This is a genomic window from Streptomyces sp. CB02056, from assembly GCF_001905545.1.
Classification (GTDB): domain Bacteria; phylum Actinomycetota; class Actinomycetes; order Streptomycetales; family Streptomycetaceae; genus Kitasatospora.
The window spans coordinates 102,132-119,265 of the sequence record NZ_LIPD01000017.1; the positions used below are offsets into that span (position 1 = coordinate 102,132).

General features: G+C 73.4%; 16 protein-coding genes. 5 read left to right on the forward strand and 11 right to left on the reverse strand.

The features are described 5' to 3' along the window. Positions 1-17 precede the first annotated feature (17 nt). Entirely contained in the window at positions 18-794 is a 777-nt protein-coding gene (locus tag AMK13_RS34830; protein WP_074005604.1) for a GntR family transcriptional regulator, read from the reverse strand. A 312-nt stretch (positions 795-1,106) separates the two neighbouring features. Between AMK13_RS34830 and AMK13_RS34835 the strand changes: the two genes are divergently transcribed. The 3 genes from AMK13_RS34835 to AMK13_RS34845 all read left to right on the forward strand — a co-directional run bounded on the left by AMK13_RS34835 (position 1,107) and on the right by AMK13_RS34845 (position 3,138). Further along, positions 1,107-1,865, forward strand: a complete 759-nt coding sequence (locus tag AMK13_RS34835; RefSeq protein ID WP_074005605.1) for a tyrosine-protein phosphatase — start codon at positions 1,107-1,109, stop codon at positions 1,863-1,865. A gap of 38 nt (positions 1,866-1,903) precedes the next feature. After that, a complete protein-coding gene (locus AMK13_RS34840; RefSeq protein ID WP_074005606.1) occupies positions 1,904-2,458 on the forward strand; it encodes a hypothetical protein in 555 nt (184 codons plus the stop codon). Between the two features lie 116 nt (positions 2,459-2,574). Next, entirely contained in the window at positions 2,575-3,138 is a 564-nt protein-coding gene (locus AMK13_RS34845; RefSeq protein WP_074005607.1) for a DUF4291 domain-containing protein, read from the forward strand. A gap of 26 nt (positions 3,139-3,164) precedes the next feature. Here AMK13_RS34845 and AMK13_RS34850 read toward each other — a convergent pair whose 3' ends face one another. Beyond that, positions 3,165-4,037 (reverse strand): hypothetical protein, encoded by an 873-nt coding sequence (locus tag AMK13_RS34850; protein ID WP_079272776.1) that lies wholly within the window; start codon positions 4,035-4,037, stop codon positions 3,165-3,167. Beyond that, the gene (locus tag AMK13_RS34855; protein ID WP_074005608.1) at positions 4,034-4,945 is read right to left on the reverse strand and encodes an ABC transporter ATP-binding protein; all 912 of its coding nucleotides are present in this window, start codon (positions 4,943-4,945) and stop codon (positions 4,034-4,036) included. The genes AMK13_RS34850 and AMK13_RS34855 overlap by 4 nt, the downstream gene beginning before the upstream one ends. A 134-nt stretch (positions 4,946-5,079) precedes the next feature. Between AMK13_RS34855 and AMK13_RS34860 the strand changes: the two genes are divergently transcribed. Both AMK13_RS34860 and AMK13_RS34865 read left to right on the forward strand, forming a co-directional pair. Next, the gene (locus AMK13_RS34860) at positions 5,080-6,333 is read left to right on the forward strand and encodes a sensor histidine kinase (RefSeq protein ID WP_074005609.1); all 1,254 of its coding nucleotides are present in this window, start codon (positions 5,080-5,082) and stop codon (positions 6,331-6,333) included. Continuing rightward, the gene (locus AMK13_RS34865) at positions 6,330-6,992 is read left to right on the forward strand and encodes a response regulator (RefSeq protein WP_049653795.1); all 663 of its coding nucleotides are present in this window, start codon (positions 6,330-6,332) and stop codon (positions 6,990-6,992) included. Before AMK13_RS34860 ends, AMK13_RS34865 begins: the two co-directional genes overlap by 4 nt. 113 nt (positions 6,993-7,105) lie before the next feature. On the opposite strand, the gene AMK13_RS34870 is transcribed toward AMK13_RS34865, so the two are convergent. The 8 genes from AMK13_RS34870 to AMK13_RS34905 form a co-directional block, all read right to left on the reverse strand. Beyond that, positions 7,106-8,206 (reverse strand): hypothetical protein, encoded by a 1,101-nt coding sequence (locus AMK13_RS34870; protein ID WP_198959494.1) that lies wholly within the window; start codon positions 8,204-8,206, stop codon positions 7,106-7,108. 360 nt (positions 8,207-8,566) lie between these two features. Further along, entirely contained in the window at positions 8,567-9,268 is a 702-nt protein-coding gene (locus AMK13_RS41460; protein WP_079272777.1) for a hypothetical protein, read from the reverse strand. A gap of 168 nt (positions 9,269-9,436) precedes the next feature. After that, positions 9,437-10,456, reverse strand: coding sequence for an N-acetylglucosamine kinase (locus tag AMK13_RS34880; protein ID WP_074005610.1), 1,020 nt, complete (start codon positions 10,454-10,456; stop codon positions 9,437-9,439). Between the two features lie 172 nt (positions 10,457-10,628). Then, positions 10,629-11,909 carry a 6-phospho-beta-glucosidase gene (locus AMK13_RS34885; protein WP_074005641.1) on the reverse strand — a complete coding sequence of 427 codons (1,281 nt, stop codon included), beginning with the start codon at positions 11,907-11,909 and terminating at the stop codon, positions 10,629-10,631. 8 nt (positions 11,910-11,917) lie between these two features. Then, a complete protein-coding gene (locus tag AMK13_RS34890) occupies positions 11,918-12,826 on the reverse strand; it encodes a carbohydrate ABC transporter permease (RefSeq protein ID WP_049651466.1) in 909 nt (302 codons plus the stop codon). Positions 12,827-12,846: 20 nt separating this feature from the next. Continuing rightward, positions 12,847-13,860, reverse strand: coding sequence for a carbohydrate ABC transporter permease (locus AMK13_RS34895; protein WP_079272778.1), 1,014 nt, complete (start codon positions 13,858-13,860; stop codon positions 12,847-12,849). Between the two features lie 26 nt (positions 13,861-13,886). Continuing rightward, on the reverse strand, positions 13,887-15,242 hold the full coding sequence (locus tag AMK13_RS34900; RefSeq protein WP_049651467.1) for an ABC transporter substrate-binding protein: 1,356 nt from the start codon (positions 15,240-15,242) through the stop codon (positions 13,887-13,889). A 138-nt stretch (positions 15,243-15,380) separates the two neighbouring features. After that, positions 15,381-16,571 carry an ROK family transcriptional regulator gene (locus tag AMK13_RS34905; RefSeq protein WP_049651468.1) on the reverse strand — a complete coding sequence of 397 codons (1,191 nt, stop codon included), beginning with the start codon at positions 16,569-16,571 and terminating at the stop codon, positions 15,381-15,383. Between the last annotated feature and the right edge of the window lie 563 nt (positions 16,572-17,134).

A 17,134-nucleotide genomic window follows, 5' to 3' on the forward strand; every position in this document is an offset into this window, starting at 1 on the left:
CGCCGCGGCGGCCCCCGCTACCGGTCCCGGAAGTGCAGGACGAAGCGGGCGCTGCTGCCGTCGATCCGCCGCCGCACGTACAGCGCCGGAGCGCCGTCCGGGGTGCAGCTGACCCCCTCGCGCACCAGCAGCGCGGTGCCCGGCGGGACGCCCAGCAGCTCGGCGTCCGCGAGGTCCGCGCCGACGGCGCCGAAGGCCCGCCAGTCGTACTCCAGCTCCACCCCGGCGGCCCGCGCCAGGTCCGGCACCAGGTTCCCGGGGCGGCCCGGCCGAACCAGCTCGGCGGGCAGCGGGCCGAACGGCACCCAGTAGCTGCACGCCGCCCGGGCCCGCCCGCCCAGCCGGATCACCGAGTCCACCCGGGACAGCTCCGCGGGAGTGCGGCCCAGCTGGCGGGCCGCCTCCGCGTCCTGCGCCGAGCCGGTGACGGGCGGGGCGGCCACCACGAACTCGCCGTCGGTGGACTCGTCGTTCGGCAGCGCGGTGGGCACGCTGCCGAGGTCGAAGCGCTGGCTGCGCGGGTCCACGGCGATCGACACCCGGACGGCGGGCGGGCGGACGAAGGTGCCCACGCCCCGGCGGATCTCCACCACGGCGGCCCGCTCCAGCTCCGCCACCGCCTGCCGTACGGTCAGCCGGTTCACGCCGAACTCGGCGCTCAGCTCGGGCTCGCTGGGCAGCCGGGTGCCGGGCGGGTAGGCGCCGGTGTCGACGCGCTCCTGGAGCCGGCGGGCCAGGCGGCGGTACACCGGGGTGTTCGGGGAGCTCGGGGTGTCCGGGGGGTTCGTCGCCACGGGCCCGATCCTACGGAGCCCGCCCGGGCCGCCTGCGCCGCTCGGGCCGCCCGTGCCGTCTGTGCCCCTCGTCACCGCTCGGGCCGCCCGGGCGCCGTGCCGTACGGGACACCGCGGCCCCCGGGTCGCCGTGGGCGGGCGATGGGCGTGGGATAGAAGGATGTACCGATCGAGGCCCGCGTCGGCGAGACCCGCGCCACCGAGGCTTGCCCGGCGGCCCCCCGAGGGGTTACACATCTAGACGTCTAGATGTCTCCGCCTCCGGATCTCCCCGTCTCCTCCCGGGTGCGGCCCCACCGAAAGGCCTCCCGCATGTCCCTGGTCAACTTCCGCGACGCCGCCGCCCTCGGCGACCCCGAGGGCCGACGGGTCCGCCCCGGTGTGCTGTACCGCTCCGCCCAGCCGTTCCCGGCCGCCGACGAGGCCACCGTCGCCCAGCTGCGCGGCTGCGACATCCGCACCATCGTGGACCTGCGCGACCCGCGCGAGACCGACCCCGCCGACTGGGCCGCCGCCGAGTCCGCCGGGATATCCGTCGTCGCCGCCCCGGTGAACCCCGCCACCGACGCCCTCACCGCGCGGATGGGCACCATGGCCACCGCCGCCGACCTGGGCGACTTCTACGTCCTGCTGGCCGAGTCCGCGCCCGACGCGGTGGCCGCCGCCGTCGACGCCACCGTCCGCCCCGGCGCCGTCCTGCTGCACTGCGCCGCCGGCAAGGACCGCACCGGCCTGCTGACCGCCCTCCTGCTGGACCTCCTCGGCGTCCCCGCCGAGCACATCGTCGCCGACTACACCCGCACCGCCGACGCCCTCCCGCAGATCTTCGCGGGCCTCGCCGAGCGCCACCGCACCGCCCTCAACGACCGCACCACCTCCCGCGTCACCGACTCCCGGGGCCGCAACCTGACCATCCCCGCGCCCCTCCTGGAGGCCCCGGCCGAGGCCATGTCCGTCTTCCTCGACCGCGTCCGCACCCACCACGGCGGCGCCGCCTCCTTCCTCCCCTCCTGCGGCGTCCCGGCGGCCACCCTCGGCGCCTTCCGCACCAAGGCGGGCGCCGCCGCCTGAGCCCGACCTGTCGGAGCCCGCGCCTACGCTGGCGGGCGATGAGCTACCAGGCGATGTGGTTCCTGATCCCCGCGCCCGCCGACGTCGTCGAGCGGCACGGGCCGCGGCTACGGACGCTGCTCGACGCGCACGCCGCGGACCCGGGCAACCGGGCGCTGCGCCGTCGCTGGGAGCGGGAGGGGCTGGCGCCGGAGGAGTTGGAGGAGCTGGCCGTCGGTCTGCTCGGGGAGGACCCGGACGGCCTGTACGCGGTCTGGGAGGACTGCGGGACGGCCGGCCCGTGCGCCGCCGTCCAGGCCCGCAACCGCTACCCGGTGCTGGGGCTGGCGCACGGCCTCGGCCCGGAGCGGACGGCCGGGCTGCCCGGCTGGTTCGGGGACGTGGTTGTCGGGCCTGAGGAGGTGCGGGCCGCCCTCCCGGCCGTCGAGGCGGTGTTCGACCTGGACGGGGCCGAGCGGCGGGCGGCCGAGCGGCGGGCCCTCGACGCCCTGCGGACGGATGACCTCTCCGGCCTCTTCGACGCCGTCCTCCCGGTCTGGCGGGCCGCAGCCGAGGCCGGCCACGGGCTGATCGGCGCGCAGTTCGTCCCATAGCGGTGCGCCCCTGGAGCCGCGCCCGACGGCGTGCCCTAATCCCGTTGCACCGTGCCGTCGGTGCTGGCAGCGTGGCCGGGCGGGCAGCGTGCCGGGGCGGAAGGGGGTGGCGTGGGATGACCGCTCTGCGTGAGATCCGGGCCGACCACGACGGGCGGACGATCGTGCTCTACCAGGCCTACCCGCCGGCGATCGCCGACGCGGCGCTGGCGGCGGGCCGGTTCACGGCGCCGTTCGGCTTCCACCGGATGACGTGGATCAAGCCCTCGTTCCGCTGGCTGATGCACCGCAGCAACTGGGCGCAGAAGCCCGGCCAGACCAGGGTGCTGGCGGTCCGGATCACCCGGGAGGGCTGGGAGGAGGCGCTCGCCCGCGCCGTCCTGACCACCGCGCACCCGGAGGAGGTGGCCCGCGCCGAGGTCCACGTGCAGTGGGACCCGGAGCGGTCGCTGCGCGGGGCGGCGCTGAACCACTACAGCATCCAGGTGGGCGTCGGCCGGTCGCTGGTCCGCCGCTACGCCGAGGAGTGGGTCGTCGGGCTCACCGACCTCACCCCGCAGGTGCAGCGGATCGCCGCGCTGGTCCGCGGCGGGCAGGCGGCGAAGGCGCAGCGGCTGCTGCCGCCCGAGCGCCCGTACCCGCTGCCCGCCGCGACGGCGCGGCGCCTCGGCCTGGGGTGACCCGAGGCCTGGGGCGCCCCGATACCTCACACGTCCCGTCGCCGCACCACGACCACCGTCACCGCCACCGCCACCGCGCCCCACACCCCCATGGTGATCCACGAGTCCAGCACGCTCGGCGCGTACTTCCCCATCGTGGTCCTGGAGTTCGGTGTGATGGTGAGCCGCTGCACGGTGGCCAGCGGCAGGTGGGTGCCGATCTCCTTCAGCCACCGGTAGCGGTCCCCGCCGAACATCATCGGCAGGATGAACATCAGCATCACCAGCGACACGATCGAGGCGGTGGCGTGCCGCAGCAGCGCGCCCAGCGCCATCCCGATCAGCGCGCAGACCGGCACGATCGCCGCGTAGGCGAGCACGGCCCGCAGGCAGCCCTCGTCGGTGACGGAGAGCCCGACGTGCCGGGAGGCCAGCATCGCGTTGATGGTGAGGAAGGAGACCGCCGAGACGACGAGCCCGGCGAGCGCGGTGATCCCGCCGATCAGCAGCACCTTGGCCGCGATCACGCCGCGCCGGTCCGGGACGGCGGCGAAGGTGGTGCGGATCAGGCCGGTGGTGTACTCGCCGAAGACGGTGATCGCCCCGAGGCTGCCGGCCGCGACCGCCATCAGGTCGCTCGCGATGCTGCCGAGGCCGTGGAACAGCGGGTCGTAGGTGTACGGGGAGCGCCCGGGCATCGGCGCGGGCGGGTGGTCGATGTACGTCAGGTCGGTGTGGACGGCGTTCACGTTGACCGCGATCGCCACCAGCGAGGCCAGCGCCAGCACCCAGTAGGTGGAGCGCAGCGAGCGCAGTTTGATCCACTCGGCGGCGAGCAGGTCGAGGAACCGGGGGGCCGGCTCGGCGACGGAACCGCCGGAACCGGTGGAACCGGTGGAACCAAGGGCCATGCTGCTCATCGGGCTTCTCCTGCCAGGTACTCGACGCTGTCGGCGGTCAGGGACATGAACGCCGACTCCAGCGACGACGTCCGGGCGGCCAGTTCGTGCAGCACCACGCCGTGCCGCAGCGCGAGTTCGCCGATCCGTTCGGCCGGCATCCCGGTGACGGTCCCGAACCCCGGCTCCGTCAGCCGTACTTCGGCCCCCTCCGCGCGCAGGACCCCGGCCAGCGAGGCGAGTTCGGGTCCTCGGACGGCCACCGAGGAGACCGCGTTGCGGGCCGAGAACTCGGCGAGGCTCTCGTCCGCGATCAGCCGGCCGCGCCCGATCACCACCAGCCGGTCGGCGGTGTGCTCCATCTCGGCCATCATGTGGCTGGAGACGAAGACCGTCCGCCCCTCGGCGGCGAGCCGGCGGAACAGCCCGCGCACCCAGAGCACGCCCTCCGGGTCCAGCCCGTTGAGCGGCTCGTCGAAGAGCAGCACCGGCGGGTCGCCGAGCAGCGCGCCCGCGATGCCGAGCCGCTGCTTCATGCCCAGCGAGTAGCCGCCGATCCGGCGCCCGGCGGCCTTGCCGAGCCCGACCTCCGCCAGCACCTCGTCCACCCGCCGGAGCGGGATGCGGTTGCTCCGGGCCAGGGCCGACAGGTGTGCCCGGGCGCTGCGCCCGCCGTGCACGTCGCCCGCGTCCAGCAGGGCGCCGACGTGCCGCAGGCCGCGCGGCCGGTTCGCGAAGGGCACCCCGGCCACGGTGGCACTCCCCCCGGTGGGGGTGTCGAGGCCCAGGATCATCCGCAGCGTGGTGGACTTGCCCGCCCCGTTGGGGCCGAGGAAGCCGGTCACGGTGCCGGGCCGGACGGTGAAGGTCAACTGGTCGACGGCCGTGGTGGCGCCGTACCGCTTGGTCAGTCGCTCGATCTCGATCACGGGGACAACGCTGCCGGTCGGGCCCCCGCCCGGGCATCGGGCCGCGGGCCACAACCGCGGGCGGCCGCACTGGCCCCGGGGATTACGCCCCCGGGCCAATGTGCCGCCGTCAGGGCCGCCGCTACCATCGCGTCATGATCACCGAACCCCGTCCGCCGCTGCTCAGGCGCCTGCCCGCGGGCGTGTGGGTGGGGGCGCTGTGGACGGCCCTGGTCGCGTTCCGCTTCTTCACGCGCGAGAACGAGCTGCACCACCTGCTGAACTACCACGGCAATCCCGAGGACATGCCGATGGTGGTCACCGCGGTGGTCACCACCCTGGTCGCGACGCTGCTGGTCCGGCTGCCGCTGCTCGCCGTCGTGGTGGCGCTCGGGGGCGGGATGTTCGCGCTCGGGATGTGGGGCGTCCCGGAGGCGGCGCCGCTCCAGTTCCTGATCGCCGACGCGGTGGTCGGCTACTGCGCGGCCACCCGCTCCCGCCGGGTCTCGCTCACCGCCCTGGCGCTGCCGCTCGCTACCCTCGCCGGGCTGCTGCTCTGGGGCGCCGTCAACGACTACCCCGTCAATCCGCTCGCCTACGGGGGCTTCGCGGCCACCGTGCTGATCGCCTGGCTGATCGGCAACACCGTGCACCAGGGCCGGGCCCACACCGAGGCGCTGCGCGGCCGGGCCTCCGAGCAGGCCATCACCGCCGAACGGCTGCGCATCGCCCGCGAGTTGCACGACATGGTGGCCCACAACATCGGCATCATCGCGATCCAGGCCGGCATGGGCAGCCGGGTCATGGACACCCAGCCCGCCGAGACCCGGGCCGCCCTGGAGGCGATCGAGGCCACCAGCCGGGAGACCCTGGCCGGGCTGCGCCGGATGCTCGGCGCGCTGCGGCAGGGCGAGGGGGAGCCGGCGCCGCTCGAAGTGATGCCCGGACTGGGCGAGTTGGACCGGCTGGTGGAGAAGGCGGCGGGCGCCGGGGTGCGGGTGGCGCTCACCCGCCGCGGCGAAGCCCGTCCGCTGCCGTCCGAGGTGGACCTCGCCGCCTACCGGATCGTCCAGGAGGCGGTCACCAACGTGGTCAAGCACTCCGGCACCCGGGACTGCCACGTCACCGTCGGGTACGGGCCGCGGGAACTCGACGTCACCGTCGTCGACCTGGGCGCGGGCGCGGCGACCGGCACCCCCGGCACCGGCTACGGACTGGCCGGCATGCGCGAGCGGGTCGCCCTGCTGGACGGCGAGTTCGCGGCCGGCCCGCGCCCCGAGGGCGGCTTCCGGGTCGCCGCGCGGCTGCCGCTCCCCGAGAGCCCGGCCGTGCGGACCCCGGCCGTGCAGACCCCCGGCGAGCCCGGTGTCGGAACCGCCGTCGAGACCCCCGTGGAGGTGGGACCGTGATCCGTGTCGTCCTGGTCGACGACCAGCCGCTCATCCGCACCGGCCTGCGCGTGCTGATCGCCGACGCCCCCGACCTGGAGGTGGTCGGCGAGGCCGGCAACGGCGCCGAGGCCGTCGAACTGGTCGCCCGGCTGCGCCCCGACGTCGCCGTGATGGACATCCGGATGCCCGGCATGGACGGCATCGAGGCCACCCGCCGGATCACCGCCGACCCGGACCTGCCCACCCACGTCCTCGTCCTCACCACCTTCGACGACGACGACTACGTCTACGGCGCGCTGCGGGCCGGGGCGAGCGGCTTCCTGGTCAAGGACCTCGCCCTGGAGACCATCCTGGACGGCGTCCGGGTGGTCGCCGCCGGGGACGCCCTGCTGGCCCCCGGCATCACCCGTCGGCTGATCGGCGAGTTCGCCGCCCGCCCGGACGCCGACGCCGCGGCCAGGCCCCGCAGGCCGGTCGCCGAGGCCGTCACCGAGCGCGAGCGGGAGGTGCTCACCCTGGTCGGCCGGGGCCTGTCCAACGCCGAGATCGCCGCGGAGCTCACCATCAGCGTGGCCACCGCCAAGGCCCACGTCGCCCGGCTGTTCACCAAGCTCGACGCCCGCGACCGGGTCCACCTGGTCATCCAGGCCTACGAGTTCGGGCTGGTCAGTGCGTAGAAGCGTGTAAAGCGCGCAAGGCGCGTAACGCGCGAAAAGCATGTGGAGCGCGTCACGCGAGAGCGCCGGAGCGGGCCCGCACGGCCCACTCCGGCGCTCGCCTCACCCGGTCGTCAGTGGACGACCGCGTGCGAGATCTGGCAGCCGCTCACGCCGTTCGACCAGGTGCCCTGCATGGCGAACGAGCCCGTCGCGAACGTCACGTTCTGCGCGCCGCCCGTCCCGCCGACCCCGTTCCAGGAGCACTTGTCGGCGTTCTCGTACCCGGTCGAGTCGGTCCAGCCGCCCGCCGGGTTCTGGTCGGTGATGGTCTCCGAGTACTCGTGGCCGTACACGATGGTCACGCCGTCCAGGGTGCCCGCGCTGCCGCTGTTGACGTAGTTCTGGCCGCAGGAGCTGCCCATGTCGGTCACGTACGGGTCGTTGGTGAACGCCACGTCGCCGTACGGGGAGGAGGCCGCGCCGCCGCTCAGGGTGGTGTCGCCGTTCCAGTCGTGCCAGGCGCAGAAGCCCCCGTTCGGGGTGTTGAAGCCGTCCGGGTGGGTGCCGGTCGGCGACAGCACCACGTACTGCACGTTGCGGTTGGACGCGGCGGTGGTGTTGCCGAAGTGCCCGGCCGCCTTCACGGCCTCGGCGGCCAGCTGGTTGCCGCTGGCCTGGCCCGGAGCGGCGGCGGACCCGTCGACCCAGACGCCGGCCAGCGCGCCGCCGGTCGGGTAGCCGACGTGCGTCGAACCGGTCGGGCAGCTGGTCGCGCCCGCGGCGACGCCCTCGCAGTACTGGGTCATGACGCCGGACCAGGTCTCGCTGTTGGTGCCGAGGCCCTTGAACAGCTGCTGCGCCCGGACGGCCTCGCCCTTCGGGTCGCCGGTCAGGGTGGTGTAGCCGCTGGAGTTGGTGCCCTGGGTGCCCCACTGGGAGCCCCAGAAGACCAGGTAGACCTTCGGCGCGCCGGTGGTGACGCCGATGCCGTCGACGCCGCCGCCGTAGCTCAGGTTGTTGCCCGCGGCCTTCGCGGAGTTGCCGGCCTCCTTGGTCGGGTGCGCGCCGTGCCGGTAGGGGTGCGGCTGTCCGGCGAACTCGCCGGCCGGCCGGTTGTCCTGGGCGGCCTGGGCCGCCGGGGCGGCCGCGAAGCCGGCGGCGGCCAGCGCCAGGGCGCTGAGCCCGGTCAGGGCCCGCAGTCGCATCCGGCGGGAGGTGGGGGAGATGCCCATCGTGAGGGTTCCTCTCTGGTGCCGGCCGCGCCCGGGTACGGCGCGGCGGCACGGTGGGGGACGAAGGGGTGGAGGAGCACGACGACGGCGAGCCGGACCTGCCGGCGGCCCGTCAGGGACGACCAGCGGGGTGGGATGGGGGACCGGTTCACCGCCGACCGCCGGAAGCAAAGCACCGCCGCCGAAACCGCTTCAAGCACGCAAAGGGTAAGACCCGCCCCAAGGAACGCCCGGGCGGACGTAGCGAACGTCAAAAGCCCGCAGCTGGACGTGGGTTGATGCGCGTAGCGCAGCCGAATGCCAACAGTTGAGAGGCGCTTCTACACCGTATGCGCCGTCAGGTCGTCGCCGAAGGCCGACTCAGGGGCCCTCGACCTCGCCGATCCGCATGATCCGGCCGTGCGAGTCCAGCACCACGTCGTAGGCGTTGCCGTGGCAGCCGTACGGGTCGGCCGGTTCGCGCTCGGCCAGGCAGTCGTCGATGTGGGCGATCAGCTCGTCGAGGCGGACGGTCCTGGCCGGTTCGTCGTGGGTGACGTCGACCAGGGTCGCCGCCACGCCCGCCCCCGCGAAGCCGTAGTGGACGGGGCTGCCGACGGGCTCGTAGCGGGCGGAGCCGCAGCTGAAGCGGGCGGACCGGGCGGTGAGTTCGGCCGGTCCGGCGGAGACGACGACGAGGAACTCGTGGCCGGGGCGGCCGGTGGGAACGGCGCACCCGGGCCCGGCGGAAGACCCCGTGGAGGGCTCGGCGGAGGGCTCGTCGGGAGACGCGGGCGCGTCCGGCGAGTCCGGCGGGGCGGGCACGTCGGGCGAAGCGGACGAGTCGGGCGAGGCGGAGGAGAAGGCGGCGGACGGCTCGGCCGAGCCGGAGTAGTACTCCTCCTCCTCGTAGAAGAGGCCGTCGTCCTCGTCCAGCAGGTCGTCCGCGCCCTCGTCGGCCAGCGCGGCGGCGGAGGCGGCGGCCACGGTGGGGCCGGAGTCGGCGGGCGTGCAGCCGGTGAGGACGGCGGCGGCGCCGCAGGCCAGCAGGGCGGCGGCGAGGAGCATGCGGGGGGTGGCCATGACACAAGTCTCCCCGGGCGGCGGCGGTTGGCGGTACCCGCTTAACACGACCGGGGCCCGGCCCGTGGTTCCCGCCAGGGCCCCTCCCCCGCCGGATGTGCGGATCCGGCGGGGGAGAGGAGCCGATGAGCGGCCGTCAGGCGGCGGCAGGGGAGCAGGTGGCGGCCGTCAGGCGGCCACCGGCCGGCCCGCCTCGTACGCCTCGCGCACCCGGGCCTGCGCCCGCGCGCCCGCCGCCAGGTGGTCGAGGCCGAGCAGCGCCGCGCCCAGCACCGGCGGGGCGACGACGACGCGCGGCTCGGCCAGCGGCGCGGCCTCGGCGAGCCGGGCGGTCACGTTGTCCAGCAGCAGCGGATGCCGGGAGGCGAGCACACCGCCGCCCAGCACCACCGGGGTGGGGGCGTCCAGCAGGTCCAGGCGGCGGAGCGCCACCACCGCGAGCCGGACGATCTCGTCGGCCTGGCGGTCGATCAGCCCCCGCGCCACCTCGTCGCCCTCGTCCGCGACGGCGAACAGCACCCGGACGATCTCGTGCAGCCGCGCGTGCGGCAGGTGCCCGAGGTGGACGGCCTCGGCGACGGCGCCGGCGCCGGGCAGGCCGAAGTGCTCGGCGATGGCGCGGGCGAGCCCGGTCGGCCCGCCGCGCCCGTCCTCCGCGCGGACGGCGTGCCACATGCTGGCGACGGCGAGTCCGGAGCCGCCGCCCCAGTCGCCGGTGAGCTCGCCGAGGGCGGGGAAGCGGGCGGTGCGGCCGTCCGGCAGCAGGCCGACGCAGTTGATCCCGGCGCCGCAGACCACCGCGACCCCGCGCGGGCCGTCGGTGCCGGCCCGCAGCAGGCCGAAGGTGTCGTTGACGACGGTGTTGCCGGCGCCCCAGGGGTGGGACTCCAGCGCCACCCGCAGCGCCTCCTCCTCGACCGGCAGGTCGGCGTTGGCCAGGCAGGCGCTGACGTGGCCGGTGAGCACGCCGCTCCAGGACGGGTGGCCGGCCTCGGCGGCGGCCTGCTCGACCAGCGGGGCGAGGCCGGCGACGGCCGCCGCGCCGCCGATCTTCTGCGGTTCGAAGCCGCCGCCGCGGGCGGTGCCGAGGATGCTGCCGTCGGTGCCGATCAGGGCGACGTCGGTCTTGGAGTTCCCCGCGTCGATGGCGAGGACGCCGGGCAGGAGTGGTTCGGGCTGGTGGGTCATCAGGTCCCCGCGGCTCGTACGTGGCCCGGGCCGTTGGTCGTCGGCCGGGTGCCCGGCGGTGGTCCCGGCCGGGTGGCCCGGCCGAAAGGTCCCCGGCCGGGGGTGGACGGTCTCCTCGCGGTGCCCGTCCGGCGACCGGGGGCGGTCGCCGGACGGCGCGGAGCGGGCCGGGTCAGGCCCAGGCGAGGTGCTCGCGGTTGTGGGCGAGCAGGCGGTCCGTGAGCTGGTCGGCGAGCTCGATCTGGCCGACCAGCGGGTGGGCGAGCAGGGCGTCGAAGACCCGGTCGCGGCCGCCGCGCAGGGCGGCGTCGAGGGCGAGGTGCTCGTACGAGGTGACGGCGGCGACCAGTCCGGCGTACAGCGGCTCGACGGGCCGCTGCGGCAGCGGGCGCACGCCCCGCGCGTCCACCTCGGCCGGCACCTCGATGACGGCGTCGTCCGGCAGGAACGGCAGTACGCCGTCGTTGCGGGTGTTCACCACCTGGACGGACGTGCCGCCGCCGGTGCCGAGCAGCGCGGCGATCAGCTGGACGGCCGCCTCCGAGTAGAAGGCGCCGCCGCGCTTGCCGAGCAGCTCGGGCTTGGTGTCCAGGGCCGGGTCGGCGTACAGCTCCAGCAGCTGCCGTTCGATCTCGGCGACCTGCGCGGCCCGCGAGCCCTGCTCCCTCAGCTCCGCCACCACGGCGTCGTGCTGGTAGAAGTACCGCAGGTAGTAGGACGGCACGACGCCGAGCCGCTCGATGACGGCCTGCGGCAGGTGCAGGTCCTCGGCGATCGCCTTGCCGTGCGAGGAGAGCAGCTCGGGGAGCACCTCGCGCCCGGTCGTGGCGCCCGGGGCGTCCAGCAGGGTCACCCCGCGCTCCCAGGTCAGGTGGTTGAGCCCGACGTGGTCCAGCCGGACCAGCTCCGGGTCCACGCCCAGGTGCCCGGCGAACTTGCGCTGGAAGCCGATCGCGACGTTGCACAGCCCGACGGCCTTGTGGCCGGCGGTCTGCAGCGCCCGGGTGACGATGCCGACCGGGTTGGTGAAGTCCACGATCCAGGCGTCCGGGTTGGTCCGGCGCACCTGCTCGGCGATGTCCAGCACCACCGGGACGGTGCGCAGCGCCTTGGCGAGCCCGCCGGCGCCGGTGGTCTCCTGCCCGACGCAGCCGCACTCCAGCGGCCAGGTCTCGTCCTGGTTGCGGGCCGCCTGCCCGCCGACGCGCAGCTGGAGCAGCACGGCGTCGGCGTCCGCGACGCCCGCCGCCAGGTCCGTGGTCACCGTGACGACCGCGGGGTGGCCCTGCCGGGCGAAGATCCGCCGGGCCAGGCCGCCGATCAGCTCCAGCCGCTCGGCGGCCGGGTCGATCAGCACCAGCTCGCCGACCGGCAGGGTGTCGCGCAGCCGGGCGAAGCCGTCGATCAGCTCCGGAGTGTACGTCGAACCCCCGCCGACGATTGCCAACTTCAGTGCGGACATCAGCCCTTGACCCCTGTCAGTGTCACGCCTTCGATGAAGGCCTTCTGAGCGAAGAAGAAGAGGACGATCACCGGGGCCATCACCATCATGGTGGCGGCCATGGTGAGGTTCCAGTTGGTGTGGTGGGCGGCCTTGAAGGACTCCAGCCCGTAACTGAGCGTCCAGGAGTCGTGGTTGTTGCTGGCGTAGATCTGCGGGCCGAAGTAGTCGTTCCAGCAGTAGAAGAACTGGAACAGCGCGACCGCGGCGATGGCCGGCTTGGCCATCGGCAGGACCACCCGCAGCAGGGTGCGCAGGTCGCCGCAGCCGTCGATCCGGGCGGCCTCGATGTATTCCCTGGGGATGGTCATCAGGAACTGGCGCAGCAGGAAGATGGTGAACGCGTCGCCGAAGGCCATCGGGATGATCAGCGGCCAGAGCGAGCTGCTCAGGCCCATCTGCTTGGACCAGAACAGGTACATCGGGATGACGGTGACCTGCGGCGGCAGCATCATCATCGCGATGACCGCCATCAGCGCCAGGTTGCGGCCGCGGAAGCGGAACTTGGCGAGCGCGTAGGCCACCGGCAGGCTGGAGACCACGGTCAGCACGGTGCCGGCCACGGCGTACAGCAGGGTGTTGCGCCACCAGGTGAGGAAGCCGGGGGTGTCCCAGACCTTGCCGTAGTTGCCCCAGTTCCAGCTGGTCGGCCAGTAGTCGGTGGTGAGCGCCTGCCGGTCCGACATCACCGAGGTGAGGAAGACGAACACGAAGGGCAGCAGGAAGAACAGCGCGGCGGCGATGGCCAGCGCGTGCACGGCCACCCAGTTGAGGGCCGCGCGGCGGCGGGCGGCCCGGGCGGCGGGTCCGCCGGGGCGGGAGGGGCCGGCCGCGGCCGGTGCCCTCGTGAGCGTGGAGCCAAGAGTCATGATCAGGTCCTCACGGGCCGCTAGTCGTCGCTCGCCATGAAGCCGGACCGGCGGCGGAGCAGGATCGAGGTGACGGCCATCGAGATGGCGAACAGCACCAGGGCGACGACGCAGGCCGCGCCGTAGTTGAAGCTCTGGAAGCCGAGCTTGTAGACCATCTGCGGCAGGGTCCAGGTGGAGCCGTTCGGGAAGCCGGGCTCGAAGGGCTGGCCGGAGCCGCCCGCGATGCCGCTGGCGACCTTCCCGGCGACGATCGCCTGGGTGTAGTACTGCATGGTCTGGATCACCCCGGTGACCACCGCGAACATGATGATCGGCGAGATGTTCGGCAGGGTGACGTACCGGAACCGCTGGAACGGGCCGGCGCCGTCCAGCGAGGCCGCCTCGTACTGTTCCCGGGGGACGTCCAGCAGCGAGGCCATGAAGATGACCATCAGGTCGCCGACGCCCCACATGGCGAGCAGGGTGAGCGCGGGCTTGGACCAGTCCGCGGAGGCGAACCAGCCGGGCTGCGGCAGGCCGAGCTCGCCCAGCAGGTGGTTGACCGGGCCGGTGCCGGGGTTGAACAGGAAGGCGAATGCGACGGTGGCGGCCACCGGCGGGGCCAGGTACGGCAGGTAGAAGGCGGTGCGGAAGAAACCGGCGCCGGTCTTCACCTTGGTGATGAGCATCCCGATGCCCAGGCCGAAGACGACCCGCAGGGTCACCATCACGACGACCAGCCACAGGGTGTTGCGCAGGCCCTGCCAGAAGGTCGGCAGGTGGTTGAAGACGTAGTCCCAGTTCTTCAGGCCGCTGAAGGTCGGGGCGCCGAAGCCGTTGTACGAGGTGAAGGAGAAGTAGGCGGTGGAGATGAGCGGGTAGGCGAAGAAGACGCTGAACCCGATCAGCCAGGGGGAGAGGAAGGCGAGGGTGCGGGCCGCCTCCCGGCGGCGCTTCCGGCGCAGCAGGTGCTGCGTGGAGGGCGCCGCCGGGCCGGTCGGTCCCGCGTCGGCCTCGTCGCTTCCCTTGCGGGTGCCGAACGCGAGTGACATGGGAGCTCCGTGGACCGTTCCCCGGCCTACTTGGCCTGGGCGATGTCGGTGTCGATCTGCTTGGCCGTGGCGGCCAGACCCGCCTGGAGGTCGCCCTGCTTGCCGGACTCGTAGTCGTAGCCGAGGTTCTGCAGGGTGATGAGGTAGCTGCCGCCGTTGACGGCCGGCGGGGTGGTGCCGGAGTGGGCGTTCTTGGCGACGTCCAGGAAGGTCTTGAAGTTCCGGTCGCTCACCAGCTTCGGCGAGTCCAGCGCCTCGAAGGTGCTCGGCACGTTGTGGATCGCGTTGGAGAAGTTCACCACCGCGTCGGTGTCCGTGGTCAGGTACTTGACGAACTCCCAGGCGGCGGCCTGCTTCTTGCTGGTGCTGGCGATGCCGATGATGGTGCCGGTCTGGTAGCCGCGGCCGTAGGTGTCGGCCTGGTCGTCCGGGACGGGGAAGGCGGCGGTGGCCCACTCGAAGTCGGGCTTGTCCTTGGCGAGCGAGGCGGTGCGCCACTCGCCGTCGAGGGCCATCGCGACCTGGCCGGTGTGGAAGGGGTTCTTGGCGCTGAACTCCTCGCCGAAGGTCGCGCGGTACTTCTCCAGCTTGTCGTAGCCGCCGAGCTGGTCGACCAGGCCCTTCTGCCACTTGAACATCGCGGCGACCTTCGGGTCGGTGGCGATGTTCGACTTGCCGTCGGCGCCGAAGTAGGTCGCGCCGTACTGGCCGAGGAAGTGCTCGGTGGTGGACTCGTAGCCGTGGTACAGCGGCATGTAGCCGAGCTGCTTGTACGAGTCGCCGTCGGCGACGGTCAGCTTGGCGGCGTCCTCGGCGAACTCGCTGAAGGTCTTCGGCGGGTTGGCGATGCCGGCGTCGGCGAAGGCCTTCTTGTTGTAGTACAGGCCGTACGCGTCGCCGAGCAGCGGCAGCGAGCACTGGTTGCCCTGGAACTGCGTGTAGTTGAGCATCGCGGCCGGGAAGGTCTTGACCGGGTCGATGCCGCTCTTCTGGAGCATCGGCTTGAGGTCGACGAAGGCCTTGGTCGAGCAGAACATGCCGACGTTGTTGGTGGTGAACGAGGAGACCACGTCCGGCGCGTCCGAGCCGCCCGCCCGCAGGGCCTGGTTGACCTTGTCGTCCTCGAGGCCGTCCACGGACTTGACGTGGATGTTGGGGTGGGCCTTCTCGAAGGCGGCGATGTTGTCGTTGATCGCCTTCTTCTCGTTCTCCTGGCTCCAGCCGTGCCAGAAGGTGATGGTGACGTCCTTGCCGCTGGCCGAGTCGTCGGAGCCGCCCGAGTCGCTGGAACCGGTGCAGGCGGAGGCGAGCAGGGCCAGGACGGCGCTGCCGGCGACGGCGGCGATCGTGCGGCGGCCTCTGCGGGAGGTGGTGGCGTGCACTTCGGGATCCTCCTGGGGGTGCGCGGGCAGGCCTCGTTGCCTCGGGTCCCGCGTTCGGGGGTTGGGGAGAGGTGGGTGCAGGTGGCGAGGTGACAGGGGGAGCGTCAGTGGGTGCGTCGAGTTGATCGGGGGCGGACGTCAGTGGGTGGAGAAGACCGCCTCGCGGGCGTCGGACAGGGCACGTTGCAGGGCGCCGAGCAGGACCGGCGAGCCGGACAGGGCGGTGCTGCGGACCTCCGGCCGGGCGATGGAGATCCGCGCCAGTTCGTCCTCGACCAGCGCGCGCAGCCGTTCGCCGCCCGCGCTCGGCACCACACCGGAGAGGACCACCAGCTGGGGGTCGACGACGGCGACGATCACCGCCAGCCCGACGGCGAGCCGCCCGGCCAGCTCGGCGAGGAAGGCGTCGCCGGCGCCGGGGGTGGCCAGCGCCCTGGCGATGGACTCCTGCGCGGTGGCCGCGCCGAGCCCGTGCTCACGGGCCAGCGACCGGACGGCGGGCGCGCCGACCAGCGCCTGGAACCCGCCGAACTTGCGGCGGCGGGCGTCCCACTCGACCGGGGAGTCGGGCAGCGGCATGTAGCCGACCTCCCCGGCGCCGCCGGTGAAGCCGCGGTGCAGCCGCCCGGCGATCACGATCGCCGCGCCGACCCCGGCCCCGGCCCAGAGCAGGACGAAGTCCTCGAAGCCGGCCGCGGCGCCCGAGGAGCGCTCGGCGACGGCGGCCAGGTTCACGTCGTTCTCGATCGACACCGGCGCGCCGATCGCCTCGGTCAGCTCCTCGACCAGCCGCGGCGAGTGCCAGCCCGGCAGGTGGGAGGCGTAGCGCAGCTTGCCGGTGACCGGGTCGGGGGCGCCGCCGACCCCGATCGCGACGGTGCGCAGGGCGCCCTCCGGCAGACCGGCGGCCCGGACCGCCTCGGCCACCGCGGCGGCGACGGTGGGCACGGTCGCGGCGGCCGGCACGCCCTTGGTCGGCACGGTGTGCCCGGCCAGCGTGGTGCCGGTGATGTCGGCGACGGCGACCTCGATGCCGCTGTTGGTGACGTCCAGTCCGGCGACGTACCCGGCGGCCGGATTCACCTGGTACAGCCGGGCGTTGGGACCGGGCCCGCCCGCCGTGGTACCGACCGGCAGGACCAGCCCGGCCGCCTCCAGCCGGGCCAGCAGCTGGGAGGCGGTGGGCTTGGACAGCCCGGTGAGGGTGCCGATCTGGGTACGGGAGAGCGGCCCGTTCTCCAGCAGCAGTTCGAGGGCGGCGCGGTCGTTGATGGCGCGCAGCAGACTGGGGGTGCCGGCGAGGGGGGCCTTGGCGGTGCTCTTGGTCATGCCCGGCATCCTCCTCTTCCGGCTGGTCGTCGACGTCCTGCGGGTGTCCCCGGCGTGGGGAGCGGGCGGGTTTCGGACGAACTGTTAGGAAACTTTCCAGTCGCTAGGGAAGGACCGTAAGCGCCCTGTCGTAGGGGTGTCAATGGTGGGCGGAGCGGAGGATGCCGAAGCGTTACCCGACACCACGAAGCCCCGCCCCCACCGTGGTGGGAGCGGCGCCGACGCCCACCCGGCCCCACACGGAAATCCGTATGAGGAAGAAGAACAAGCGCGTCACCCTCCCCGGAAGAGGAGGGTGACGCGCCAATGAATCAGGATTGAAAGCAGTGGGGATTCTGGTGTGGCCCCTCGATGAGTCGAGGGGCCATACCAGAAGGGAAATGCTTCAACAAGATCGGGAAAGAGAAGGATTTTTGTGTTGCCCGCCTCGCTTGGGCGGCGAGGCGGGCAACACAAAAGGCATGCCGGCTATTGAGAACAGGTGCGGTGGCTTGCCTCGATGAGGTGTGGCCTGCGGATTCCTTGATGAATGAAGATGAGAATCCGGGTTCCGCTCCTCGACA

What these genes read in the sequence shown, in the direction of transcription:
- AMK13_RS41460 (WP_079272777.1), bottom strand. Translation starts at nt 9,268, where the DNA reads ATGGCCACCCCCCGCATGCTCCTCGCCGCCGCCCTGCTGGCCTGCGGC.
- AMK13_RS34905 (WP_049651468.1), bottom strand. Translation starts at nt 16,571, where the DNA reads ATGACCAAGAGCACCGCCAAGGCCCCCCTCGCCGGCACCCCCAGTCTG.
- AMK13_RS34840 (WP_074005606.1), top strand. Translation starts at nt 1,904, where the DNA reads ATGAGCTACCAGGCGATGTGGTTCCTGATCCCCGCGCCCGCCGACGTC.
- AMK13_RS34845 (WP_074005607.1), top strand. Translation starts at nt 2,575, where the DNA reads ATGACCGCTCTGCGTGAGATCCGGGCCGACCACGACGGGCGGACGATC.
- AMK13_RS34895 (WP_079272778.1), bottom strand. Translation starts at nt 13,860, where the DNA reads ATGTCACTCGCGTTCGGCACCCGCAAGGGAAGCGACGAGGCCGACGCG.
- AMK13_RS34880 (WP_074005610.1), bottom strand. Translation starts at nt 10,456, where the DNA reads ATGACCCACCAGCCCGAACCACTCCTGCCCGGCGTCCTCGCCATCGAC.
- AMK13_RS34890 (WP_049651466.1), bottom strand. Translation starts at nt 12,826, where the DNA reads ATGACTCTTGGCTCCACGCTCACGAGGGCACCGGCCGCGGCCGGCCCC.
- AMK13_RS34835 (WP_074005605.1), top strand. Translation starts at nt 1,107, where the DNA reads ATGTCCCTGGTCAACTTCCGCGACGCCGCCGCCCTCGGCGACCCCGAG.
- AMK13_RS34850 (WP_079272776.1), bottom strand. Translation starts at nt 4,037, where the DNA reads ATGAGCAGCATGGCCCTTGGTTCCACCGGTTCCACCGGTTCCGGCGGT.
- AMK13_RS34860 (WP_074005609.1), top strand. Translation starts at nt 5,080, where the DNA reads ATGATCACCGAACCCCGTCCGCCGCTGCTCAGGCGCCTGCCCGCGGGC.
- AMK13_RS34870 (WP_198959494.1), bottom strand. Translation starts at nt 8,206, where the DNA reads ATGGGCATCTCCCCCACCTCCCGCCGGATGCGACTGCGGGCCCTGACC.